21 protein-coding genes and 1 pseudogene are annotated in these 25083 nt (G+C 66.3%); 13 read left to right on the plus strand and 9 right to left on the minus strand.

Features of this window, described 5'->3' with window-relative positions; all coding sequences use genetic code 11:
- The first annotated feature begins 66 nt into the window (after positions 1–66).
- Positions 67–479, plus strand: a pseudogene (gene tnpA, locus BMY30_RS15360) (IS200/IS605 family transposase).
- 164 nt (positions 480–643) lie between these two features.
- On the plus strand, positions 644–2821 hold the full coding sequence (gene pta / locus BMY30_RS15365) for a phosphate acetyltransferase (protein WP_089715297.1): 2178 nt from the start codon (positions 644–646) through the stop codon (positions 2819–2821).
- An 81-nt stretch (positions 2822–2902) separates the two neighbouring features.
- Here pta and BMY30_RS17700 read toward each other — a convergent pair whose 3' ends face one another.
- Positions 2903–3040 (minus strand): hypothetical protein, encoded by a 138-nt coding sequence (locus tag BMY30_RS17700; protein ID WP_244516240.1) that lies wholly within the window; start codon positions 3038–3040, stop codon positions 2903–2905.
- 87 nt (positions 3041–3127) lie between these two features.
- Between BMY30_RS17700 and BMY30_RS15370 the strand changes: the two genes are divergently transcribed.
- Positions 3128–4264: an aminotransferase class V-fold PLP-dependent enzyme gene (locus BMY30_RS15370; RefSeq protein ID WP_089715299.1), complete on the plus strand. Its 1137-nt coding sequence runs from the start codon at positions 3128–3130 to the stop codon at positions 4262–4264.
- A 98-nt stretch (positions 4265–4362) separates the two neighbouring features.
- Here the strand turns inward: BMY30_RS15370 and BMY30_RS15375 are convergent, their stop codons facing one another.
- Together BMY30_RS15375 and BMY30_RS15380 are read right to left on the minus strand one after the other, a co-directional pair.
- Positions 4363–5046, minus strand: coding sequence for a CBS domain-containing protein (locus BMY30_RS15375; protein ID WP_089715301.1), 684 nt, complete (start codon positions 5044–5046; stop codon positions 4363–4365).
- 156 nt (positions 5047–5202) lie between these two features.
- Positions 5203–5922 (minus strand): DeoR/GlpR family DNA-binding transcription regulator, encoded by a 720-nt coding sequence (locus BMY30_RS15380; RefSeq protein WP_089715304.1) that lies wholly within the window; start codon positions 5920–5922, stop codon positions 5203–5205.
- Positions 5923–6049: 127 nt separating this feature from the next.
- Between BMY30_RS15380 and BMY30_RS15385 the strand changes: the two genes are divergently transcribed.
- The 6 genes from BMY30_RS15385 to cdd all read left to right on the plus strand — a co-directional run bounded on the left by BMY30_RS15385 (position 6050) and on the right by cdd (position 11950).
- Positions 6050–7318, plus strand: coding sequence for a NupC/NupG family nucleoside CNT transporter (locus BMY30_RS15385; protein WP_089715306.1), 1269 nt, complete (start codon positions 6050–6052; stop codon positions 7316–7318).
- Positions 7319–7433: 115 nt separating this feature from the next.
- On the plus strand, positions 7434–8210 hold the full coding sequence (deoC, locus tag BMY30_RS15390; RefSeq protein ID WP_089715309.1) for a deoxyribose-phosphate aldolase: 777 nt from the start codon (positions 7434–7436) through the stop codon (positions 8208–8210).
- Complete coding sequence (deoA, locus tag BMY30_RS15395) at positions 8210–9550, plus strand: thymidine phosphorylase (protein ID WP_089715311.1); 1341 nt, start codon at positions 8210–8212, stop codon at positions 9548–9550. Before deoC ends, deoA begins: the two co-directional genes overlap by 1 nt.
- Positions 9547–10812: a phosphopentomutase gene (locus BMY30_RS15400; protein ID WP_089715313.1), complete on the plus strand. Its 1266-nt coding sequence runs from the start codon at positions 9547–9549 to the stop codon at positions 10810–10812. The genes deoA and BMY30_RS15400 overlap by 4 nt, the downstream gene beginning before the upstream one ends.
- Positions 10812–11546, plus strand: coding sequence for a purine-nucleoside phosphorylase (gene deoD, locus BMY30_RS15405; protein WP_089715316.1), 735 nt, complete (start codon positions 10812–10814; stop codon positions 11544–11546). The genes BMY30_RS15400 and deoD overlap by 1 nt, the downstream gene beginning before the upstream one ends.
- Entirely contained in the window at positions 11543–11950 is a 408-nt protein-coding gene (cdd, locus tag BMY30_RS15410; RefSeq protein WP_089715318.1) for a cytidine deaminase, read from the plus strand. The genes deoD and cdd overlap by 4 nt, the downstream gene beginning before the upstream one ends.
- A 78-nt stretch (positions 11951–12028) precedes the next feature.
- Here the strand turns inward: cdd and BMY30_RS15415 are convergent, their stop codons facing one another.
- Positions 12029–13510 (minus strand): hypothetical protein, encoded by a 1482-nt coding sequence (locus BMY30_RS15415; RefSeq protein ID WP_089715320.1) that lies wholly within the window; start codon positions 13508–13510, stop codon positions 12029–12031.
- Positions 13511–13515: 5 nt separating this feature from the next.
- The gene (locus BMY30_RS15420; protein ID WP_089715380.1) at positions 13516–15801 is read right to left on the minus strand and encodes a mechanosensitive ion channel family protein; all 2286 of its coding nucleotides are present in this window, start codon (positions 15799–15801) and stop codon (positions 13516–13518) included.
- A 177-nt stretch (positions 15802–15978) separates the two neighbouring features.
- On the opposite strand from BMY30_RS15420, the gene BMY30_RS15425 reads away from it, so the two are divergent.
- Positions 15979–16974, plus strand: a complete 996-nt coding sequence (locus tag BMY30_RS15425) for an amidoligase family protein (protein ID WP_089715322.1) — start codon at positions 15979–15981, stop codon at positions 16972–16974.
- Positions 16971–17663 (plus strand): gamma-glutamyl-gamma-aminobutyrate hydrolase family protein, encoded by a 693-nt coding sequence (locus BMY30_RS15430; protein WP_089715324.1) that lies wholly within the window; start codon positions 16971–16973, stop codon positions 17661–17663. The genes BMY30_RS15425 and BMY30_RS15430 overlap by 4 nt, the downstream gene beginning before the upstream one ends.
- A gap of 102 nt (positions 17664–17765) precedes the next feature.
- Here BMY30_RS15430 and BMY30_RS15435 read toward each other — a convergent pair whose 3' ends face one another.
- From BMY30_RS15435 to nfi, 3 genes are all read right to left on the minus strand, one after another.
- Positions 17766–18197, minus strand: a complete 432-nt coding sequence (locus BMY30_RS15435; RefSeq protein WP_089715327.1) for an OsmC family protein — start codon at positions 18195–18197, stop codon at positions 17766–17768.
- A 102-nt stretch (positions 18198–18299) separates the two neighbouring features.
- Positions 18300–18848, minus strand: a complete 549-nt coding sequence (locus tag BMY30_RS15440) for a DUF1415 domain-containing protein (protein WP_089715329.1) — start codon at positions 18846–18848, stop codon at positions 18300–18302.
- Between the two features lie 98 nt (positions 18849–18946).
- Entirely contained in the window at positions 18947–19633 is a 687-nt protein-coding gene (gene nfi / locus BMY30_RS15445; RefSeq protein WP_089715331.1) for a deoxyribonuclease V, read from the minus strand.
- Between the two features lie 80 nt (positions 19634–19713).
- On the opposite strand from nfi, the gene BMY30_RS15450 reads away from it, so the two are divergent.
- The gene (locus BMY30_RS15450; RefSeq protein ID WP_089715334.1) at positions 19714–21009 is read left to right on the plus strand and encodes an exonuclease SbcCD subunit D; all 1296 of its coding nucleotides are present in this window, start codon (positions 19714–19716) and stop codon (positions 21007–21009) included.
- Positions 21006–24308: an AAA family ATPase gene (locus tag BMY30_RS15455; protein ID WP_089715336.1), complete on the plus strand. Its 3303-nt coding sequence runs from the start codon at positions 21006–21008 to the stop codon at positions 24306–24308. The genes BMY30_RS15450 and BMY30_RS15455 overlap by 4 nt, the downstream gene beginning before the upstream one ends.
- Positions 24309–24407: 99 nt before the next feature.
- On the opposite strand, the gene BMY30_RS15460 is transcribed toward BMY30_RS15455, so the two are convergent.
- On the minus strand, positions 24408–25082 hold the full coding sequence (locus BMY30_RS15460) for an SDR family oxidoreductase (RefSeq protein ID WP_089715338.1): 675 nt from the start codon (positions 25080–25082) through the stop codon (positions 24408–24410).
- Between the last annotated feature and the right edge of the window lies 1 nt (position 25083).

A 25083-nucleotide genomic window follows, 5' to 3' on the forward strand; every position in this document is an offset into this window, starting at 1 on the left:
CCTTCAGCATGTCAATGCTCACTGCTATAACAGCCGCAGATTAAGGGCTATAATGAGGAATGGCAAGTGAGTGTGCATGAAGGTTATCGGCGAGGCCGACATAGCGTCACTCGTCTAGTCGTCCACCTTGTTTTCACGACGAAGTATCGGCGCAAAGTGTTCGACGGCTACATGATCGGGCAGCTCCGAGAGGCTTTTGAACCGGCTTGCGAGAAACTCGACTGCCGCATCCTTGAGTTCGATGGTGAAGAAGACCATGTTCACCTGCTCGTTGAATATCCGCCGAAGCTGTTGGTCAGCGTGATGGTCAACAACTTGAAATCCACGTCCCCCGGCGGGTGCGCTTCTTGAACACGCATATCCCAATGTTGAGCAAAAGCGCTGCTTTGTGGTCACGGTCGTATTTTGCTTGTAGTGCGGGTGGGGCAACGATCGAGATGCTCAAGGGCTATGTGCAAGCGCAAGCGACCCCCGAATAGAGTCGCTGCGCGACTCTCGCTTGTATCCCCGCCCGAATGGGCGAGGGTTTACGCGGATTTTCGCTAAAGTCAACATCAATCCATCCAAAGGGTGTCGATGAACGGCCCGATAGCAGGAGGGCGCATCGCCGAACAAACCCGCCAGCTGCTGCAAGAGAGCCACCATGACCCGGCTTGACCATCGTTCCGAGCCCCGTAATCTAATACTGGTACCTACCGACAGCGGTGTGGGACTGACCTCGGCCTGCCTCGGCTTGATCCGGGCGCTGGATACCCTCGGGCTCAAGGCCGGCTTTCTCAAGCCGTTCCGACAGGATGAGCTCAATGGCAACGGGCCGGATCGCTCCTGTGCCCTGGCGACCAGCACCCTGGGGCTGGCACCTCCGTTACCGCTTTCCCAGGCGCGGCTGGAGCGCCTGCTGCGTGAGGATCGCACCGACGAGCTGATGGAAGAAGCCGTGGAGCGCCATGCGCGGGTCGCGTCACCAGCCGCGGGCGAGGCCCCCGAGCTGGTGGTGATCGAAGGCCTGGCGCCCAGCCAGCACAGCAGCTATGCGACCCAACTCAATGCCCAGCTGGCTCACGCCCTCAATGCGCGTACCATCCTGGTCGCCGACGGCGACCTGAGCGACTCCCAGGACCTGGCGGAACGGCTCGATATGCATGCCCAGGCCTTCGATGGCACCGATTCGTCGCGCACCCTGGGCTGTATCCTGATGCGGCTGCGTCCGCTACCGGACGACGAGGCTTCCAGCTCCTTGACGGCCCCCGAGCTCACCGCCCAGCGCGACGCACAGTTGGTCGCCAGCCTGCGCCGCTACCTGCCGGCCCTGGGCAGCGAACGCTTCCATCTGATCGGCGCCATACCCTGGCATGCAGCACTTTCGGCACCGCGGGTGCTGGACGTCGCCCGAGCCCTGGAGGCTCGCTTCCTGCACGAGGGCGAGGCCGCCAGCCGTCGTGTGCTGGGCACCAGCCTGTGCGCGCGCAGTGCCTCCCATGCCCTGCACGTATTCCGCCCCGGCCGCCTGCTGGTCACTCCCGGTGATCGCGACGACATCCTGCTCGCTGCGGCGCTCTCGACCATGAACGGCGTGCCCCTGGCAGGCATCCTGCTGACCCACGGCGAACTGCCGGAAGATGCCATGATCAACTTCTGTCGGCCGGCGCTGCGCAGCGGGCTACCGGTGATGGCGGTGGACTCCGACAGCTTCGCCACGGCCCAGCGTCTCGATCGCATGACCAACGACATTCCCATCGACGACCCGGAGCGGGCCGAACAGGTAACACGCTTCGTCGCCGAACACCTCGATCTGCAGTGGCTCAAGGAGAGCCTCAGCCGCGGCTATCCGAGCCGGCTCTCCCCCGCGGCCTTCCGCCATCAGCTGGTCAAGCTGGCCCAGCAAGCGAGCAAGCGCATCGTGCTGCCCGAGGGCAGCGAGCCACGCACCGTGGAGGCTGCCGTGATCTGCCAGCAGCGCGGCATTGCCCGCTGCGTGCTGCTGGCCAGGCGCGACGAGGTGGAGGAAGTCGCCCGCCAGCGCGGCATCGAGTTACCCGAAGACCTCGAAATCCTCGACCCTGCCGATATCCGCCGGGACTACGTGCAGCCGATGGTCAAGCGTCGCCCCGACAAGCTCAACGAGATAACGGCCGAGGACCAGCTGCAGGACAATGTGGTGCTCGGCACCATGATGCTGACCGAGGACGAGGTGGACGGCCTCGTCTCCGGGGCGATCCACACCACCGCCAATACCGTGCGTCCGGCCTTCCAACTGATCAAGACGGCGCCGAGCTATCGACTGGTCTCGTCGATCTTCTTTATGCTGCTGCCTGAACAGGTGGTGGTCTATGGCGATTGCGCGGTGAATCCCGATCCTGACGCCGAGGCCCTGGCCGAGATCGCCATCCAGAGCGCCCGCTCCGCTGCAGCCTTCGGGATCGAGCCCCGGGTGGCCATGATCAGCTACTCCACCGGCGAATCCGGCAGCGGCGCCGACGTGGAGAAGGTACGCCAGGCCACGCGCATCGCCCGGGAACGCGAGCCCTCGCTGTGCATCGATGGCCCGCTGCAGTACGACGCCGCCGCCATCGAGAGCGTGGGCCGCCAGAAGGCACCCGACTCCCCGGTGGCGGGTCGCGCCACGGTCTTCATCTTCCCCGATCTCAACACCGGCAACACCACCTACAAGGCGGTCCAGCGCAGCGCGAGCGTGGTCAGCGTCGGCCCCATGTTGCAGGGCCTCAACAAGCCGGTGAACGACCTGTCACGTGGAGCCCTGGTCGACGACATCGTCTACACCATCGCTCTGACCGCCATCCAGGCCGCCCAGCGCAGTTGAGGGAGCTTTAACCACTCTATGGCATTTCGCATACTGAGAGGCGCCAGGGAAAAGCCGTAGAGGGGATCCGCATGGCGTGACCTACTCGACGTTGCCTTTCAGGCGCTCGCTGCGCCGGCGCAGGAGTTCCATGGTCGCCAGTAGCAGGGTCGAGAGCAGGATCAGGATGGTGGCCATGGCGGCGATGGCCGGGCGTGACAGGACCCTGAAGGAGGGCACGTTGCTGGTCGCGGCACATCAATGGGAATATGCTTGAGATACCCTCAGCCTTCGCCCCGGAAGGCCCGAATCAACACGGAGAACGAAATGGCCGGCTTGCTACCCGATGTCGACCCCGATGGACTGCTGGAGTATTCGGTGGTTTATACCGATCGCGCACTGAACCACATGTCGAAGAGCTTTCAGGGCGTGATGCGCGACGTCTCCTCCACCCTGAAGGACGTGTACAACGCCCATTCGACGGTGATCGTTCCCGGTAGCGGGACCTTCGGCATGGAGGCCGTGGCCCGCCAGTTCGCCAAGGGCCGCAACTGCCTGGTGATCCGCAACGGCTGGTTCAGCTATCGCTGGAGCCAGATCCTCGAGATGGGCAAGATCCCCGCCGAGGTTCATGTGCTCAAGGCGCGTCGTCTCGACGAGGATGACTCGACCTCGCCCTTCGCTCCGCCCTCCATCGAGGAGGTGGTCGAGTCGATCCATGACCAGCAGCCCGATATCGTCTTCGCCCCCCATGTGGAAACCGCCTCGGGCATGCTGCTGCCGGACGACTACCTGCGCCAGATCGCCGACGCCATCCATGAGCAGGGCGGGCTCTTCGTGCTCGACTGCATCGCCTCCGGCACCCTCTGGGTCGATATGCAGGACATCGGCGTCGACGTGCTCGTCACCGCTCCGCAGAAGGGCTGGAGCGCCAGCCCCTGCTGCGGCATGGTGATGCTCTCTCGCCAGGCACGAGAGATCATCGAGGAGACCACCAGCACCAGCTTCGCCTGCGATCTCAAGAAGTGGCTGTCGATCATGGAAACCTACGAGGCCGGTGGCCACGCCTATCACGCCACCCTGCCCACCGACGGTCTGCGTCAGTTGCGCGACGTGATGCGCGAGACCCAGCAGTACGGCTTCGACAAGGTGCGGGACGAGCAGTGGGAAGTCGGGCAACGGGTGCGCGGCATGCTCGCCAAGCACGGCTTCCGCAGCGTCGCGGCACCGGGATTCGAGGCGCCCGGCGTGGTGGTCTGCTACACCGAGGACGAAGGCATCGTCGGCAAGTTCCTAGCCGCCGGTGTCCAGGTGGCCACGGGTGTTCCCTTGATGTGTGACGAGGGCGACGACTATCGTGCCTTCCGCATCGGCCTGTTCGGTCTCGACAAGCTCCACCATCCGGAGCGGACCCTCGAGAGTCTGGAAACGGCCTTGGCCAAGGTGCAGGGTGCCGAGGGCTAGATCACGACGGCTTCAGCGACATGCCCGATAATGACAGCGGGGCGGCCAGATGGCCGCCCCGCTGTCGTAACCGTCAAGGCCGCATGGCCTAAGTAACCTCAGTAGCCGCCCATGCCCCGTGGCACGAATCCCAGGTTGTTCTCGACCTCCGTCACACCGTCGATGTTTTCCGCCGCGACCTGCACGGCCTGGCGCTGCTCCTTGCTGTCCACCAGCCCCCAGAGCTGTACCTTGCCGTCAGCCACGATGACGTTGAGCCGATCGACCATCACCCCGGTGTTCTCGTCCACCTCCTTGAGGATGGCGTCACGGATATCGCGATCATCAGTGCCACCGGCCGGCTGGCGGTTCACCGAGAAGCCGCGCAGCAGGTTGGAGCGGCTGACGATGCCGACCAGCTTGCCATCGCGCACCACCGGCACACGCTTGATACGGCGCTTCTCGAGCAACGAGGCGATACGGTGCAACGGCTCGTCCTCGGTGATGGTGAGCGGGTTCGAGGTCATGATCTCATTGGCCTTGCGGCCATGGCTCTTGACGTAGTCGACGGCGTTGCTGCCTCCGCCGAAGAGCTTCAACCACCAGGACTTGTGCTCGTCCGCGTCATTCTCGACCCGGCGCATCAGATCCCCTTCGCTGACGATGCCCAGGACCTTGTCGTCGGCATCGATCACCGGCACGGCACTGATACCGTGTTCCATCAGCAGGCTGGCGATCTCGCTGACTTCACTGTCAGCGGTAACGGTGATCACGTTGGTGGTCATGACGTCTGCGGCTTGCATGGGATGCGGTCTCCGGACGATAAACAGGCAATGTTGAGTGTTGCGTGCCTTACAAGTTAGCAACTCTTTGCCCGCTCTGCCTTGATTTCGGACAGGTTTCTGCTGAGCGCATCAGCCCGGCCGGGCGTCCGATGTGGCCCTGTGCCCCTCCCGGGGCTATGCCTCGAGCTTGCCATCGGTGATGAGTTCGTCGACCTCCTCGAGCCCGGCGAAACGCGCCGGGCGAATCACCCCGAGCTTGCTCTCGTCCACCACCAGCAGACGATGTGCCGCCGTGGCAATCACCGCCTGCTTGGGGGCCACCTCGTGGAAATGGAAGCAGCTCAGGCCTTTCTGCCGGTGCACGCCCGCCGCGGAGAGGAAGGCCTTGTTGATGCCGAGCCGCCGGATGGCATCGTCCATGGCGTCGCTGGAGAAGGAACGCGAGGAGCTATGGTAGACCCCGCCCAGCAGGATCAGGCGAACCCCGGGCAACATGCTCACCGCATTGGCCACGTTCAGGGCATAGGTCACCACGGTCAGCGACTGATCGGCGGGCAGGCCGGCGGCCAGCGGCATCAGCGTCGTCCCGCAGTCGATGAACAGGGTGTCGTCGGGCTCGATGCAGCGGGCGGCCTGCTCGCAGAGACGGCGTTTGGTCTCGGCTTGAAGGTCCTGCTGGGCCGCCAGATCGTAGACGGGGGCATAGCGCGGGTCGTCACTACGCACCAGGTGGCCACCCATCAGCAGCAGCCCGCCATCCCCGGCGGCCAGATCGCGACGGATGGTCATCGCCGAGACGCCGCACAGTTCCGCGGCATCTTGCAGGCGCAGGCTCCCCCCGTGGGCCAGGGCATCACTCAGGCGGGCGAGACGCCGGGCAGTGCGTTCGTTCATGTCCTGCGGCTCCCTGACGGTGCTGCGGTGGAAAAATGTTAGAAAAATAACACTGAATGTTATAGATTTCACCTCACACTCATCCGGATGCCTGTCGCCCCAGGCCGCCCCGTCAGTTAGGTGCCCCATGACCCTCTTCATGAGCCTGGTGGGGATGGTGACCCTCGTGGCCATCGCCCTCGTCTTTTCCTACAATCGCCGCGCCATCCGCATGAGGACCGTCGTCGGTGCCTTCGCCATCCAGGCCGGCATCGGTGCCTTCGTGCTCTACGTGCCCTTCGGCCAGGTGGTCCTCAAGACCATCTCCGACGCCGTCAGCCAGGTGGTGCTGTATGCCAATGACGGCATCAATTTCGTGTTCGGCGGACTCGCCGATGTCGACGGCGTGGGCTTCGTGTTCGCCATCAAGGTACTCCCGGTGATCATCTTCTTCTCGTCGCTGATCGCCGTGCTCTACTATCTGGGCATCATGCAGTGGGTGATTCGCATCCTCGGCGGCGCCCTGCAGAAGGCGCTGGGCACTTCCCGCACCGAGTCGCTTTCCGCCACCGCCAACATCTTCGTCGGCCAGACCGAAGCACCGCTGGTGGTGCGCCCCTTCATTGCCCGCATGACCCCCTCGCAGCTGTTCGCGGTAATGTGCGGCGGGCTGGCCTCGGTGGCCGGCTCAGTGCTGGCCGGCTACGCCGCCATGGGCGTGCCCATGGAATACCTGGTAGCCGCCTCCTTCATGGCCGCCCCGGGCGGTCTGCTGTTCGCCAAGCTGATCATGCCCGAGACCCGCGAGCCCGAGGACAGCGTCTCGAAGGTCGAAGAGGAGCAGGAGGAAGACGAGGACAAGCCCAGCAACGTGCTGGATGCCGCCGCCAATGGCGCAACCTCGGGCCTCAAGCTCGCCGCTAACGTGGGGGCCATGCTGCTCGCCTTCATCGGCCTGATCGCGCTGATCAATGGCATGCTCGGCGGCATCGGCGGCTGGTTCGGCTTCGAGGCACTGAGCCTGGAGTGGATCCTCGGCTGGCTCTTCGCGCCGCTGGCCTTCCTGCTCGGTGTGCCCTGGGAGGAAGCCACGCTGGCGGGTTCCTTCATCGGCCAGAAGGTCGTGGTCAACGAGTTCGTGGCCTTCATCAACCTCGGCCCCTACCTGAGCGGCGAGGAGATGGTGGCCGCCACCGGCCAGGCGATGACGCCCCATACCATGGCGATCCTCTCCTTCGCCCTGTGCGGCTTCGCCAATTTGTCATCCATCGCCATCCTGCTCGGCGGCCTGGGCAGCATTGCCCCGAGCCGCCGCCATGAGATCGCCAGCTTCGGGCTCAAGGCGGTGCTGGCCGGCACTCTCTCCAACCTGATGTCGGCCTCGATCGCCGGCTTCTTTCTCGCCCTGGGTGGCTGAGGAAGGATGGCTGAGAAAGACGGATGATAAGGATGTCTGAAAGGATGGCTGAAGAGACCGGCACGCGCCGTGGCCCCCGCCACGGCTCCGACAACCCCGTTTACAGGACGCTTCCATGACCGAACTGCAACAGGCCGCGCGCCAGGCCCTGGCACTGATGGACCTCACCAGCCTCAACGACGACGACAGCGATGCCACCATCGAGGCCCTCTGCCAGCAGGCCAAGACGCCTGCCGGCACGCCGGCGGCGGTATGCATCTACCCGGCCTTCGTGGTCACCGCACGACGTGCGCTGAAGGCCCATGGCCTCGAGGGCATCGTCAAGGTAGCCACGGTCACCAACTTCCCCAAAGGAGACGACGACATCATGGCGGCCGCCAGGGAGACGCGCGCGGCAGCGGCCTCCGGCGCCGATGAGGTAGACGTGGTCTTCCCCTGGCGTGCCCTGATGGCCGGCGACGAGGAGACCGGCCGCGAACTGGTCGCGGCCTGCAAGCAGGCCGCCGGTGATGCGCTGCTCAAGGTCATACTGGAGACCGGCGAGCTGAAGGATCCGGCCCTGATCCGCCGCGCCAGCGAGCTGGCCCTGGAGGGCGGCGCCGACTTCCTCAAGACCTCCACCGGCAAGGTGGCGATCAATGCCACCCTGGAAGCGGCCGAAATCCTGCTGATCGCCATCCGTGACAGCGGCCGCGACGTGGGCTTCAAGGCTGCCGGCGGCGTTCGTACCGTCGAGGATGCTCTGGCCTACCTGCAGCTCGCCGAACGCCTGATGGGCGTGGCGTGGATCACCCCAGCCCACGTCCGCTTCGGCGCCTCGGGGCTACTCGGTAACCTGCTCCAGACCCTGCGTGACGACGCCGAAGGAAACGCGACATCCGGGGACTACTGATGGGCAGCCAGGCACTTCCCCAGGAACTGATCCGTGCCAAGCGCGACGGACGCGCGCTAGGCCGTGAGGCCATCCAGCAGCTGGTCGCCGGCATCAGTGACGGAAGCCTCTCGGATGCCCAGGTGGGGGCCCTGGCCATGGCGGTGTTCCTGCGCGGCATGGATGGTCAGGAGACGGTGACACTGACCGAGGCGATCCGCGACTCCGGTGAGGTACTCGACTGGTCCGACCTAGACCTGCCCGGGCCGGTGCTCGACAAGCACTCCACCGGCGGCGTGGGCGACCTCGTTTCGCTGGTGCTCGGCCCCTGGATCGCCTCCTGCGGCGGCCATGTGCCGATGGTATCCGGCCGCGGCCTGGGTCACACCGGCGGCACCCTGGACAAGCTCGAGGCGATTCCCGGCTATTCGGTCACCCCGGACACCGCCACCTTCCGCCGGCTGGTCAAGGAGGTGGGCGTGGCGATCATCGGACAAACTGCCGACCTCGCCCCGGCCGACAGGCGCCTCTATGCGGTACGCGACGTGACCGCCACCGTGGAGTCGCTGCCGCTGATCATCAGCTCGATCCTCGGCAAGAAGCTGGCCTGTGGCCTTGATGCGCTGGTGATGGACGTCAAGACTGGCAGCGGAGCCTTTATGCCCACTCATGACGCCTCCCTGGAGCTGGCCCAGTCGATCGCCAACGTCGCCACCCAGGCCGGCACACCGACGACCGCATTGGTCACCGATATGAGTCAGCCGCTGGCCCCCTGCGCAGGCAATGCCCTCGAGGTGCGTGAGGCACTCCGCTTGCTCACCGGCGAGAAGCGCCACGGCCGCCTGCTGAGAGTGACCCGGGACCTGGCCGCCGAGCTGCTGCTGGCCGGCCGGCTGGTCGACTCACTGGACGCCGCCGAGACCCGCCTCGACGAGGCACTGGCCTCGGGCGCAGTCGCCGAACGTTTCGCGCGCATGGTGGCCGGTCTCGGCGGGCCCGGCGACCTGCTCGAACGCCCCGATCATCACCTGCGCGAGGCTCCGGTCATCCGCGCGGTGCATGCCACGCAGCCGGGCCGGGTCCAGGCCATGGACACTCGTGCCCTAGGCCTGGCCGTGGTGGCCCTCGGCGGTGGCCGATGCGCCCCGGGCGAGGCCATCGATCCCGCCGTGGGGCTGTCGCGCCTCGCCTCTCTCGGCGAGGCAGTGGACACCGAACGTCCGCTGGCGCTGGTTCACGCCACCAGTGCCGCGGACGCTGAGCGGGCCGCCCACCAGGTCCGCGAGGCCATCACCGTAGGCGATGGTCCAAGCACACCCCCACCACTAGTTCATGACGTCATCCGTCGGGAGGCCCCATGACCCGTGCCATCGTGCTCGTGCTCGACTCCTTCGGCATCGGGGCGACACCGGATGCCGAGCGCTTCGGCGATGCCGGCGCCGATACCCTGGGCCATATCGCCACCGCCTGTGCCCGCGGCGAATGCGACGCCGGTATCCGAAAGGGGCCGCTTCAGTTGCCCAACCTATCCCGGCTGGGGCTCTTTCATGCCCACCATGCCAGCACCGGTAACGGGGCCCAGGGCGTCGCGATGCCCGACGAGGTCATCGGTGCCTGGGGCCACGCCCGGGAGCTCTCCTCCGGCAAGGACACCCCCTCAGGCCACTGGGAGATCGCCGGCGTGCCGGTGCGCTTCGACTGGGGCTACTTCGCGGACAAGCAGCACAGCTTCCCGCCCGAGTTGCTCGAGGCCCTGGTGCGTGAGGCCGGGCTTGCCGGGGTGCTCGGCAACTGCCACGCCTCCGGCACCGAGATCATCACCCGACTCGGCGAGGCGCATGTCGAGAGCGGCAAGCCCATCGTCTACACCTCGGCGGACTCGGTGTTCCAGATCGCCGCTCACGAGGAGACCTTCGGCTTGGAACGGCTCTATGCGGTTTGCGAGGTCGCCCGCGACTTGCTGGAACCCTACAACATCGGCCGGGTCATCGCGCGCCCCTTCAACGGGGCAGACGCAACGAACTTCGCCCGCACCGCGAACCGCAGCGACTTCAGCGTCGAGCCGCCCGCCCCCACCGTTCTCCAGAAATTGCATGAAGACGGCGGCACGGTAGTGGCCATCGGCAAGATCGCCGACATCTACGCCCACTGCGGTATCACGCGAACGATCAAGGCCAGCGGGCACGACGCCCTGATGGACGCGACGCTCGAGGCCCTGACGGATGCCGGCGAGCGCCAGCTGATCATGACCAACTTCGTCGACTTCGACATGGTCCATGGCCACCGTCGCGACGTGGCCGGCTATGCCGCGGCCCTGGAACACTTCGACGCCCGCTTGCCCGAGCTGCTGGCACGGCTGCGGGACGACGACCTGCTGATCCTCACCGCCGACCATGGCTGTGACCCCACCTGGACGGGGACCGACCATACCCGCGAGCATATCCCGGTGCTGGCACTGGGGGCGGGTCTCGCCCCGGGCTCGCTGGGTGCCCGCGAGACCTTCGCCGACATCGGCCAGAGCCTGGCTGACCACCTGGGCCTGACGCCCATGGATGACGGCAGCAGTTTCCTGTCCTCAGCCCCGTCCTCCAATACGCTACCCAAGGCTACGGGAGGCCACTGATGACCACGCCCCATATCAATGCCGAGCGCGGCGACTTCGCCGATACCGTGCTGATGCCCGGCGACCCGCTACGGGCGACGTACATCGCCGAGACCTTTCTCGAAGATGTCCGCCAGGTCAACACGGTGCGCAGCATGTCCGGCTACACCGGCACCTACAAGGGCCGCGAGATCTCGGTGATGGGCCACGGCATGGGCATCCCCTCGGTCTCCATCTATGCCAAGGAGCTGATCACCGAGTACGACGTGAGGACGCTGATCCGCGTCGGCTCCTGCGGCGCGGTGCGCGACGACGTGGCGTTACGTGACGTGGTCATCGGCCTGGGCGGTTGCACCGATTCAGGCGTCAACCGGACGCGGTTCGGCGGCATGGACTTCGCCGCAATCGCCGACTTCGCCCTGACTCGTGCCCTGGCCGATGCCGCCAGCACGCTGGGCGTGGCCACCAAGGTGGGCAACCTCTTCTCGGCGGATCTGTTCTACGACCCCCGCCCCGAGACCGCCGAGCTGCTCAGGCGCTACGGCATCGTCGGTGTGGAGATGGAGGCCGCCGGCCTCTACGGGGTGGCCACCGAGTTCGGTGCCCGGGCCGCCACCATCTGCACCGTCTCGGACCATATCCTCAAGGGCGATTCGCTTTCGAGCACCGAACGCCAGAGCACCTTCGACGAGATGATGGAGATCGCCCTGGAGAGCGTGCTGCGCGATGATGCGACACGGGGAGCAATGACATGAACGATTCCACCAATCCCGCCATCGTCGCGGCACTGCTGGCGGTGCGCGACCGCGCCTATGCGCCCTACTCCCACCACCCGGTGGGCGCTCTGGTGATCAGCGAGAGTGGCACCCACTATGCCGGCGCCAACGTGGAGGTAGCCCACTACAAGGGAATCTGCGCCGAGGCCTCGGCCATCGCCGCCATGGCCAGCGCCGGGGAGCGCCTGCTGCGCGAGGTCTGGGTCATCGGACCGGGCAGGCATCTCTGCACGCCTTGCGGCGACTGCCGTCAGCGTATCCGCGAGTTTGCCGACAAGCAGACCCGCATCCGCGTGGTGGACGGCCAGGGAAGGCTGCTCAAGGAGTACGACATGGACGCGCTGCTGCCGGACTCCTTCGGCCCCGAGAACCTGGCGTCCTAGCCTCTGGGCTCGTTGGCCCGGGTATAGGTGGTACCCGACAGGCCGCCTACGGACGGCTCTCTCGCCGATGGCCTGCAGCTAGCGAGTGCCTTCCTCGGCTTCATTGCCCTCCTCGTGGACCAGTTCGACGTCGACGATCCGCGAGCGGCTCATGACGATCTTCCAGCGCTGCAGCAGCGGCGTGCCGTCACCCTCCACCTCGCGGATCACCAGATTGATCAGGTGGCGCTTCTCCACCGCTTCACGGACCACCTGCCCTTTCTCCTCCAGTCGGTAGATATGGTGACTCCCCTTGTCCATCAGCCGCGCCAGCGTCGAGAGGTCAAGGGTCAGGGTCTCGCGGGTGCGGTCATAGCCGCTCAGGAAGCGGGTCGGTGACATGCGCGAACTGGAGCGATAGTGCAGCACCACCTCCTCGCGCTGCGCCAGATTGCGCTTGCGCACCCGGCGAATCTGTTCGTCGAGGTGTGCATAGCGATGGTAGTCGAACCACTCGAGCTGGCGACCCAGGACGGCATTGCTGGTGGGATCCAGGTAGCGGCGCCGCCACTTGGGACGGCCGCGGCGCAGCCAGCGCCACAGGGTGATGCGCAGGTCGTCCTTGAACACCTCACGCAGCGCATAGATCACTGCCAGGGCCAGCACGAAGAGCGCTGTGATATCCCCCAGGGCCTCCCGTGCCTGCAGCAGGCCCAGCGTGACGAAGACCATCACCACTGCCGTGGCCAGCCCCTTCACCGCTTTCTCCTCACCGCCGCCAAGTTCCTGGCTGCGCTGCTTGAGAGTAACGGGATGTTCGATCAGCCGTCTCAGCAAGTGCATCTTGTTGGACATCCGGGTGGGGTCCCGGATGACTCGCTCGGAGTTGTACTCCTGAGCCCGGCGATGCTCGACCTCCTCCCGGCAGATCGCCAGCAGGCGTTCACGAATCGCCCGATAGCCTGTGCCCCTCGGCAGGTGAGCGATCAGCGCCAGCAGGTTCTGCTCGGTGAACCAGGAGAGGTAGTTGTCGATATTGGCGTAATAGCGGTGCAGGCTTTCGTCGCTCGGTTCCTGGCGGCGCAGCCGCCCGAGGATACCTAGAGCCAGATCGGCGGTCTCCTCTAGCCGGGTACGCAGTTGCTCGGCCTCCTCGTCATCTTCCGTCGTCCCCGCAGGTGAGGGGGCCTGCGTCTTCGCGGCCTTGTCGTCACCTCGCTTCTCCACCCGCCGCACGCGACGCAAGGGTTCCACCAGCGACTGGGTGGAGCGCTCCAGGGCCACCACGTACTGATAGGCATAGAGGCTCAGCCCCAGGCGGTACTGATCGGCATCGAGCCGCTTGCCCGCCAGGCGGCTCATCACCAGCGGCAGTCGGTGGCGGTCGCTGTAATAGGTACGCTTGACATGGATGGCGCCGTGGTAGAACGCCTCCTCCGAGAGCACATTGGGACTCAGACTCAGCTCGGCGGGTACGAAGAGGAACACATCCAGCCGGTGGGAGGTCTCCTCGCGGAGCACGCGGGAGACCTTGAGGTGCAGGCTGTCCCGGCGCTCGACGGTGATCGAATGAGTCGCCATACGGACTAGGCGGGATCCGGGGAGCCGCCCCGGGCATTGGTGTTGCCTTCGGGGTCGGCGACACCGGCCTCGCCGGGCCGCCTGCCGCTGGCATCGCGGGTCTCGGCGCCCTCACCGGTCCCGTCCAGGTGGCCCTCACCATGCCCTTCCATGCTGACGCTGAGCCGCGGTACGCCGAGGTCGACCGACTGTTGCTCCATGCGCTGCTTGAGCAGCAGATTGAAGGCACGCGATACGTCCCACTGCATCTCCGGGGCGGTCCGGAAACGCATGCGCAGAATGGCACAGCCATCCTCGAAGCTGTCGATGCCCTGCATCTCCAGTGGCGACCAGATGTAGTGGCGCATCATGGGGTCCTGGCGTAGTTCCAGGGCGGTCTCCTGCAGCAGGGTGGTGGCATCGTCGATCTTCATGTCGAAAGGGACCCGGACTCGCATCAGCGCGACGCCGAACTGGCGCGACATGTTGTGGATGGATTCGATGCGGCTGAAGGTGATGATGTGGACGACGGCATCCAGATCGCGCAGGCGCACGGTGCGCAGTGTCAGCCCTTCGACGGTGCCGATATGGCCGTTTATCCTGACGAAGTCGTCCACGGCCAGCGAATCCTCGATGAGGATGAAGATGCCGGTGATCAGGTCCTGCACCAGGGTCTGGGCGCCGAAACCCACGGCCAGGCCGATCACACCGGCACCGGCCAGCAGCGGGGTGACATTCACCCCGAGGTTGGCCAGGCCAACGATGGTGGCGACGATCACGATGGTGGCGAAGATGATGTTACGGATCATCGGCGTGATGGTCTGCGCTCGGGCCAGGTTGACCCTTCGCCCCCGGGCACGCGCCGGGCTGGTCAGCGCGCGCTGGATGGCGGTATCGGCGAAGATCCAGATCAGCCAGGCCAGCAGCATGGTGAAACCGATGGCCAGCAGGGCCTGGCCGATGCGCACGCTGGCCACCCCCTGCTGGCCGATACCCATCAGCGAGGCCCCCCAGACCTGCAGCGAGAGCTCGGCAAAGCCGATCCAGGCAAGCACGTGCGCCAGCGCATAGCCGAAGCGTTCCAAGCGCTTGCGGTAGTCGCTCAGCCGGCGGCCCTTCGAGCGCCGCTCACCATGCCGGCGTAGCAGGCCGGTGACCACCAGGGTCAGCACCAGCAGCGACGCCGAGATGATGGAGCGAGCCAGCGCCGTACCCACATCGCCCCCGGTGATGAAGATAGCCAGCAGCGAGCCCCCCACCAACAGCAGGGCCGGCACATGCCATAGGCCGCCCACCAGCCTCACTACCTCGGAAGAGCTGCCTTTTTCGCGACGCAGGGTATAGGGACGGTTACGGATCAGGTGCTTGATCGGGCGCTTGAAGCGCAGGATGAAGCGTCCGCTGATCAGCGCCGCCAGCACGTTGGCCAGTACCGACATCAGGTCCGCCAGGTCATTGCCGATGATCCCCGAGAGGCGCGTGGAGTTGAAGGCATCGCCCAGCGCGATCAGCGCCCCGATGACAAATAGCGGCCTCAGGCTCTGCTGCTGCAGGATCTGCACGGCGATGAAGCGGTGACCGTTGGTAAACACCGAGATCACTGTCTCCACCACCACCGAGAGGGTGCGCCCGCACAATGCTACATAGGCGATCACCAGGGTCGCGGTGCGCCCGGAGCTCTCCGGCACCAGCTGGGCGATACCCAGCACCAGCAGGAAGGCCAGCGCCCAGGGCAGCATGCGGCGCAGTAAGTGTACTACCAGCAGCCAGGCCCAAGGTTCACGGGGCAGGTCCAGGGGCCAGCCATGGTGCTTGGCCAGCCGCCGCCCCAGAGCAATCAGGATCACCAGCAACCCGGCCCAGATCACCAGCAACACCGTCAGCTCGATCACGAAACGCAGCAGCTCGGCATCGCCCGTCTGGACCATCAGGGAAACCAGGTCGGCCCAACCTTGTTTCAGCTGACTCCGCCATTCGTCCAGCGGCAAATGGCCGTCCTCGGCCTGCTCGCCAAGTTCGGTGAAGGTCTCTGCCAGGGCGCCAAGCAGACCCTGGGGACCCACGACGCCAGCCTCCTCTGCGGCCGGGTCGTGGGCCTGCTGCAACTGGCGCAGGTTTTCCAGCAGGGCCTGACGCTCCTCGGCATTCTCGAGAGTGGTGATCACCTCTTCCAGCGACGCCTGGAAGGCCTGGGGATCGTGGGAGGCCGGCTCCTCGCCGCCCCCCGGTGTCAGTGCAGACAAAGGCAGCGACTGGGCGGAAGCCAGCGTCGACAGCAGCATCGACAACAGCAAGCCCATCAGCAGGCCCATCAGCAGGCCGCGAACGATAACGAACAGGCGGTTCGCTTCAGGCACTCTCTCGTCTCCCTGGCATCTCGTTTCCCTTGAATCTCGTCTCTTGTGCAGACGGATGGCGGCCCGAGCCGCCTCATGCTTCCCGATGCAATGTGGTAGTCTGCCGACAATAATGACCTACAGGATGCCGTCATGACGCCGCAACCGCCACCCGAACCCCGAAATCCCGACGGCGATACGCGTCGCGTCGGCGTCGAGATCGAGTTCGCCGGCCTGCCGCCCAGGGAGACAGCCCAGCTGGTGCTCGAGCTTTTCGGCGGCGAGATCGAGGTACTCAGCCCCCATCGCCTCAAGGTCAGCGGAACTCGCTGGGGAGAGTTCGGCATCGAGCTGGACACCCAGTTCGCCCATCCCGACCAGACCGTGGTGGATGCCGAGGCCGACGGCGACAGTGAATGGGAACGCATGCGCCTGGACTTCCACTCCCGGACCCGGGAGCTGATTGGCGACGTGGTCACCGGCCTGGTGCCTACCGAGATCGTCTGCCCGCCAGTACCCTGGGACGAGCTGGAGGACCTCGATGCCCTCTTCGAGGCACTGCGCAATCGCGGGGCCAAGGGCACCGACGCCAGCCTGCTCTACGGCTTCGGCCTGCACCTCAACCCCGAGGTGGCGAGTCTCGAGGCTGAAAGCCTACTGGCCTACCTGCGTGCCTACCTGCTGAGCGCCGCCTGGCTGCGGGAGCAGATCCACGTGGATATCACCCGGGAAGTACTGCCGCATGCCAACCCCTTCCCCCGGGCCTACGCCCTTCGGGTACTGGATCGGGACTATGCGCCGGACCTGGATACCTTGATCGACGACTATCTGGTCGACAATCCCACCCGCAATCGCGAGCTGGACATGTTGCCGCTGTTTGCCCACCTGCGACCGAACCATTCCCACGAGCTGCTGCGCAACAAGCTGGTCAAGGCGCGGCCGACCTTCCACTACCGCCTGCCCAATGCCCAGCTTTCCGAATCGGACTGGGGGGCGGTGGCGGAGTGGAATCGCTGGCTGGAAGTCGAGCGGCTAGCCACCACGCCGGAGACGCTGGACGAGCGCAGCGCACAGTTTCTCGCTCGCCACCGTCCTTCGGCACCGCGCCGCTGGCTGACGCGCCTGCGCCGCTGGGTGACACGCCAATGAGCCTCGCGACACGTCCCCTGATCGGCATCACCACCTCCGATGCCAAGAGCCGAATTGCCTGGTGGTTCGACTGGTTTGCCATCTGGCGTCATGGCGGCCGACCACGGCGGCTATCGCCCATGCGTCCCTTCCCCGAGGCGCTCGATGGCCTGATCATCGGCGGCGGCGACGATATCCAGGCCCACCTCTATGGCGGCGAGATAGGCCTGGACGTCCGCCTCGACCCGCAGCGCGACGAGCTCGAGCTCGAGCTGCTGGAGCGTTTCATTCCGATGGGCAAACCGGTGCTGGGCATCTGCCGTGGCGCCCAGCTGATCAACGTCTACCAGGGCGGCACTCTGGACCCGGACATCTACACCACCCATGAAGGCCTCAAACGCCGACGCACGGTACTGCCTCGCAAGACAGTGGACATCATCGCCGACAGCCAGCTGCATCGCATTCTCAAGGTGAGCTGGTGTCGCATCAACAGCCTGCACCATCAGGCGGTGCAAAAGACGGGAAAGGGCATCGCGATCGTCGCCCGAGACCGCGACGGCCTGGTGCAGGGCATCGAGTCCCGCGACCATGAGTTCCTGATCGGCGTGCAATGGCATCCCGAATGGCTGGTCTTCAACCGCCCCCAGCAGCGTTTGATCCGCGCCCTGGTGAAGGCCGCCAAACGCGGGATGGCCTCGTCCTCGTCTTAGCTATCCCGCAACAAGAGCGACACCCAAAAAGACGCCGGGGCCACCCTGTGGTGGCCCCGGCGCTCATGATACCTGGCCCGGCCATCACGGCCGGAACCGGCGTCAGCCTTCCAGCTTGGCCTGCAGGGTGATCTCGGCGTTGAACAGCTTAGAGACAGGGCACCCTTCCTTGGCCTTGTCGGCCGCATCCTGGAAGGTTGCCTCGTCGGCGCCCGGGATCTTGGCCACAGTATCGAGATGAACGGCGGAGATGGCGAAACCGCCCTCGACCTCCTCTAGGGACACCTTGGCCTCGGTGGCGATGCGCTCGGCGGTCAGGCCGGCCTCGCCCAAGATCAGCGATAGGGCCATGGAGTAACAGCTCGCATGGGCGGCGCCGAGCAGTTCCTCAGGATTGGTGCCTGCCTCGCTCTCGAAACGCTTGGCGAAGCTGTAGGAAGCGTCCTGGATCACACCGCTCTGGGTGGACACCGTCCCCTTGCCGTCCTGGAGACCGCCTTGCCAGACTGCGCTACCGGATTTCTTTATGCTCATGTCGACTCCTTCTCGTTGTCAGGCACTTCATTGCCTCTTCACCATACACCATGGGGGTGGCCTCCTCCCGGTACAAGGGCAATGACATCGACAGCGGACAGCTCAGGCGCCCTTCAGCGCGGCGAGCTCGCGCGCCAGGGCCTCATGGCCGACCTTGCGCAGCGCCGCGATATTGCGCTCGGGAATGCCCTCCGGGTCCGGGTGATGGGCCAGGGCCCGCTCCAGCCCCGCCTCACGCAGCAGATGCCACATCGGCAAGGGCGAACGGTTGGTGAAGTTGGCAGGGTCCTCCGGCGCGGCGTCCGCGAAGACGTAATTCGGGTGAAAGCTCGCCAACTGGTAGGTGCCTTCATAGCCCTGCTCGGCGAGCAGCGCCTCGGCGATGTCCAGCAGATCCAGGTAGTCGTCGAAGTCCTCGAGCCCCTCGGTCAGCACCAGCAGGGTGGTCTCCACTTCGGGCGTCTCATCCAGGTGGCGACACTCATCGAACAACGCCAGTAGTGCCGCCTCGCGATCGTGGGCCGACACCGCCACATAGCGGATGGTGTCGCGAGCCACCTCACGGCCGGCGAAGGGACAGACATCGCGGGCGACCACGAAGGTCTCCACCCAGGCACGGGTGGCGGCAAGGGGATCGGGGGATGCGGTCATGGTCGCCTCGGGCATAGTGAGAGTGAGAGAGAAGAAAAAGAAAGAAGGGAGCGAAAGAAGCGGAGCTGCAGTATAGCCCAGGCGACCACCCTACCCTATTAGCCCCGTCGCGAGGCCAGGCGATCGGCCAGCCGGGTCGGCTCCGGCAGCTTGGTGCGGCGCAGGCAGGACGTGACCCACTCAATCGCCGTAGGCAGCGAGACCCGATGGCCGGGTGAAACGAAGATCGGCTTTACCTTCACCCGCGAGCGCAGCACCGCGCCGATCACCTCGGTGTCCGAGCCATCCACCAGCGGCGTCCAATCACCTCGCTCGGGCCCCGGCTCGCCGTGACGACCACACAGCCGCGACTTGGCCACGCCGATGGTGGGCAGGTCGAGCCACAGCCCCAGATGGCTGGCCACGCCGATCCGCCGCGGATGGGCGATGCCCTGGCCGTCCACCATCACCAGCTCAGGTTTCACCTCCAGCTTTTCGAAGGCCCCCAGCGCCGCCGGCACCTCGCGGAACGACAGCAGCCCCGGCACATAGGGCATACGCGTCGGTTCGCGATGTACCACCTGCTCCACTACCTCGAATTCGTTCCCGTCGTTGGGCGACCAGGCCAGCACCACCACCGCCGCTCGGGTAATCTCGCCGCCCTGCTCGAAGCCGATGTCCACGCCGGCGAGATGACGTACCGGGTCCAGGCGGTCGGCACGCTCCACCCGCCCGGCCAGGCGCTTCTGCAGGGCGATGGCCTCGGTCGGGATGAGGTTCCAGTCATGAAGGGGAGTGTGGGGCATGGGGACTCCTGAACAGCTGCTTTCCAGTGGCGTAGACTATCGCCTTCATGAGGCAGGCTGGGAAGGGACAAGGAAACAAGATGAAGTTGATCCATACCGCCGACTGGCACCTGGGCCAGAGTTTCCATGGCCAGGAGCGCCATGCCGAGCATCGCGCCTTCCTCGCCTGGCTGCTCGACACCCTGGTGGAACGCCAAGCCGATGCCCTGCTGGTGGCCGGCGACATCTTCGACGTGGTCAATCCCTCGCTGCGCGCCCAGGAAATGCTGTACGACTTCATCGTCAGTGCCCACGAGCGGCTGCCACGGCTCGATATCGTGCTGATCGCCGGCAACCACGACAGCGGCAACCGCATCGAGCTGCCCGCCCCGCTGATGCGACGCCTGCGCACCCACGCCCTGGGCCGGGTCCGCTGGCTGGACGACGGCACCCTGGACGCCGAGCATCTGCTGGTCCCGCTGACTGACGGCTCGGGCGAGACCCGCGCCTGGTGCCTGGCGCTGCCCTTCCTGCGCCCCGCCGAGGTCACCGGCTCGGCGCTGGCAAACGCGGCAGCCGACGAGGAGGCGCCGAACGACGCTCCCAACGATATTCCCAACGACTATGTCAGCGGCATCAGCCGGGTCCACAACCAACTGGTCGAGGCCGCCCGCGCCCGGCGCCAGCCAGGCCAGGCGCTGGTCGCCATGAGTCATGCCCACCTGCACGGCGCGGCCATTTCCGAGGCCAGCGAGCGGCCCATCGTGATCGGCGGCGAGGAGTCGATCTCCGCCACCCTCTTCCCGCCTGAGATCGCCTATGTGGCGCTGGGTCACCTGCACCGCGCCCAGCAGGTCGGCGAGGCGCGCATCCGCTACAGCGGAAGCCCCTTGCCGCTGGACTTCAGCGAGGAGGCCTATCCCCATCAGGTGGTGGACGTCACGCTGGATGGCGAGACACTGGCCGCGACCGAGGCGATCCCGGTACCACGCCCGGTGGCCATGCATCGCATCGGCCCCGCTCCGCTTAATCAGGTGCTGACCGAGCTCAAGGCCCTGAAGGACGACCAGGCGATGCCTAGAGAACTTTGGCCCTGGCTGGAGGTGCGGGTCGAGCTCGAGGCGCCGATCCCCGACCTGCGCGCCCGGCTGGAGGCGGCGCTGACCGGCAAGGCGCTGCGCCTGCTGCGCCTGGAGCGCCGCCTGCCCAGAGTCGAGGTCGCCGCCGCACAGTCGAGGGTCGACCTAGAGGCCCTCGGCCCGCGCAAGCTCTTCGAGCGTACGTGGGAGGCACGCTGGGGCCAGCCCCCGGACGACGACGTGCTCGCCGACTTCGACCAGCTGCGACAAGACCTCCTCGATGCCGGCGACGACACCTCCGGGGAGGGTCACCCATGAGAATCCTCGCCCTGCGTCTGGAGAACCTGGCCTCCCTGCCCGGCCCACTGGAGCTCGACTTCACCGTGGCACCGCTGCGAGATGCCGGTCTCTTCGCCATCACCGGTCCCACCGGTGCCGGCAAGAGCACCCTGCTAGACGCCCTCTGCCTGGCGCTCTATGGCGGCACGCCGCGGCTGCGTCAGGCGCCGGCCCGCGATAGCCAGATCAATGACACCCCGGACTCCACCCTGACCACCAGCGACCCGCGCACCCTGCTGCGCCGCGGCACCGCTGCCGGCTTCGCCGAGGTGGATTTCCTGGGCCGCGACGGGCGCCGCTACCGCGCCCGCTGGGCGGTACGCCGCGCCAGGGAGAAGGTCAGCGGCAAGCTACAGAAGGCTGAACAGTCGCTACGCGACCTCGAAGACGACCGCCTGCTCACCACTCAGAAGCGCGAGTTCGACCGCCTGCTGCCGGAGCTCCTGGGTCTCAGCTTCGACCAGTTCACCCGCGCCGTGCTGCTCGCCCAGAGCGAGTTCGCCGCCTTCCTCCAGGCCGATGACAACGAACGCAGCGATTTGCTCGAGCGCCTCACCGGCACCGCCGAATATTCGGCGATCTCCATGGCCGCCTACCGCCGCACCAATGATGCCAGGAAGATCGTGGACGCCGTGGAGGCGAGGCTCGCCGACGACCAGCCCGCCGAGCCCGAGGCCCGCGCCGAGCTGGAACGCAATGCCAAGGCCAGCCAGCAAGCGCTCACTGACCTTCAGAAGCAGGCAGAGTCGCTCAAGGCGCAAAGCCGTTGGCACGATGACGATGCCCACCTGCACGAGGCCTATCACCAGGGCCTGACGCAACAACAGACAGCCGAAACGGAGTGGCAAGCGCTCGCCGACCTGCGCGCCGACCGCGACTGGCGCCGGGTGATCGCCCCGCGACGCCAGAATCTCGCCCGCCAGGCCGAACTGCCGGAGGAGATCGCCACCCTGGAGGCGACCCACGCCGAGACCTTGAAGACGCGGGAGGCCGCTCTCGCCGAACAGCAGGCGGTGGAGTCCGCCAGGCAGCAGGCCGAGCAGGCCCTATGCGAAGCCGCTGATGCCCGCCGCCGGGCCGAGCCTGAACTACGCGAGGCCCGCGACGAGGCCCAGCATCTCGCCACCCGGGAGAAGCAGCTCAGCGACCTGGAGACGGCCCGAACCCAACAGCAGACACAGGCTGACGTCCTGGCCCGCAAGCACTGCGCGGCCAACGAGAAACAGCAGGCCCGAGAAAGGCAGCGCGACGACTGGCAGGCGACCCTGGAACGGTTGGTGGACACTCACTCTCGCCTTGAGGATGCTCGCCAGGCTGCCCAACAGGAACACGACCAGGCCGCTCATCGCAACTTGGCCCTGGACGAGCTGGCCAGCCGCTGGCAGGAACTCGGCCGTACCGAGCAGGCCCGGCACCGGCTGGCCAAGCAGGTCACCGTCGACCTGGCCCGCCGGGAGGAGCTGTTGGCCGAGGGCCAGAGCGCCCGCGAGCGACTGGACAAGGCCCTGCACCACCTGGACACGGTTTCCGCACTGATCGATCGCAGTCGCGCCGTGCGCAGCGAGAGCGTGGTGCAGCTGCGCGAGGCCCTTCAGGAGGGAGAACCCTGCCCAGTATGCGGTGGCCTCGACCACCCCTGGCGCCAGCATCCGCCGACCACCCCGGAAGCCACCCAGCTCGCCGCCCAGGAAGCCGAGGAAGGCCGCCAGCTCAATGAAGCCCGGCAGGCCCGTGACACGGCCCAACAAGCGCGCGATGAACGGCTGGGCGAGTATCGGGCCGTGGAAGCCGCGCTCACTCGGCATCGGCAGGACCTGGAAGCGGCCGAGCGGCAGCGGGAGGCGGCCCACCAGGCCCTGGAGGCGCATCCCCTGCAGGAGGAACTCGCCGCCATCAGCGAGCCCGAGCGCGAAGGCTGGCTGCAGGCCCAGCGCGAGCAGAGCGACACCCAGCGCCGACAGCAGCGCCAGCGCCTGGATGACCTGGCCCGAGCCGAAGCCGAACTGGCCCCGCTGGAACAGGCGCTGCAAGAGGGCCGAGTGGCACTGGCGCGCCTCGAGACAGAAAAGACCGGCGTCGACAAGCAGCTGGCCGAACTGGACGAACAGCTGCCACCGCTGCGAAAAGAGCGCGATGAGCTCGCCCGTCGACTCGCTGCCCGGCTCGGCGACTACACCTCACCGGATACCTGGCAGCAGCGGCTCGACGCCCACCAGGAGAGCGCCCGCCAGGCGCGCGACAGCGCCCAGGCGCGGCTGAACGAGACCCAGCGTGAGCACCAGCGCCTCGCCCAGCTAGCCGAGCATGAGGCCGCCCAGCTCGAAAAGCTTCGCAAGGAGCATGAAACCCTGACCCGCGAGCTGGCCGACTGGCGCCAGGCGCACCCCGAGCTGACCGATACCACCTTGGCGCGACTGCTGGCCCAGTCCGAAGACGATGCTCGTGAGGAAGAGCGGCAGATCGAAACAGCCGACCGGGCCCTCCAGCGCGCCGCCGCAACCCTGACCGAGCGGCGCCATGCCCTGCTGCGTCACCGCCGCGATCAAGGACTCACCGAAGCCGACAGCGAGGAAGCACTGCTGGACGACGCCGTGGCCAACGAGATTCATCGCCGCCGTGAGGCCCTGGAGGAAGCCCGGGCCGAGCTGGCACCCAAACTAGAAGAGGCCCAGCGGGCCCGTGACAGCGCCGCCTTCGCCCTGAGCGATGACAATCGCAAACGCGAGCGCCGCAAGGCCGGCCAGGCCGAACTGGAAGCCGCCCAGGCCGAGTACCGCCGCTGGGGCCAGATCAGCGAACTGATCGGCTCCGCCGACGGCAAGGTGTTCCGGCGCATCGCTCAGGCCTACAACCTGGAGCAACTGCTGGAGCACGCCAACGTCCACCTAGCCGGCCTCAGCCGCCGCTACCGGCTAGTGCGTGGCGGGAGTCCGCTTGGCCTGCTGGTGGAGGACTTCGATATGGGCGACGAACGCCGCTCGGTGCATTCCCTCTCCGGCGGCGAGACCTTCCTGGTTTCACTGGCCCTGGCTCTGGGGCTCGCCTCCATGGCCTCGGGAGAGCTTACCATCGAGTCGCTATTCATCGATGAGGGCTTCGGCAGCCTCGACCCGCAATCCCTGGCGCTGGCCATGGAAGCGCTCGACGGCCTTCAGGCGCTGGGGCGCCGCGTGGGGGTGATCTCCCACGTTCAGGAAATGCACGAGCGCATCCCGGTACAGATCCAGGTGGAGCCGCTGGGCAACGGGACGAGTCGGGCGAGGTTGGTCAGCGCTTGAGAGATTCGAGCCGTTGGAGAAGACACTGTTCGAAGCGAATCATGTCGTCGATGTAGAGGCGCCACTCTCGCTGGGATCGACGTTCAGACATGCAGAGCCTCACCAGGGCAGTTCCTCGCCATTGCTGTGCCAGAAGCCACCGGTGGTATGGAGGGTCAACTCGTGGATGCACTGGGCGATGCCGGTGGCAGCCTCCTCGGCGCTGATCAGGCCGCCGAAGTTGACCATGCGGGTCTTCACGTAGCCGGGATGGAGCTGGGCCACGGCGATGCCGCGGGGCTTGAGATCCATTGCCAGCGACTTGCCGAAGGCATTGAGGGCCGCCTTGGAGGCTCGGTAGCCGTAGCGCCCGCCGGAGTCGTTGTCGGCGATGGAGCCCATGCGGCTGGTGATATTGGCGACCTTGCCACCCTCGCCCAAGTTACCCAGCAGCGCCTCGGTAACACGCAGCGGCGCGTAGGCGTTGATCTCCATCTGCTCACGAATGGAGTCGAAGTCGATCTCTCCCAGGCTCTCGTCTCTGAGCATGCCGGCATTGTTGATCAGCAGATCCAGACGGCGTCCCGCCACTTCCCGCTGTAGGCGTGTGACGTCATCGGGGCGGGTCACGTCGATACCCTCGATCAGCGTCTCGGCCACCTCTCGCAGTTCGGCGACCTCCTCGCCGCCGCTACGGCAGACGCCGATGACCGCCCAGCCGGCGGCATGATAGTGGCGGGCCAGGGCCAGGCCGACGCCGCGGTTGGCGCCGGTGATCAATACGGTGGAAGTCATC

Origin of the sequence: Halomonas daqiaonensis (assembly GCF_900109725.1) — a bacterium.
Classification (GTDB): domain Bacteria; phylum Pseudomonadota; class Gammaproteobacteria; order Pseudomonadales; family Halomonadaceae; genus Halomonas; species Halomonas daqiaonensis.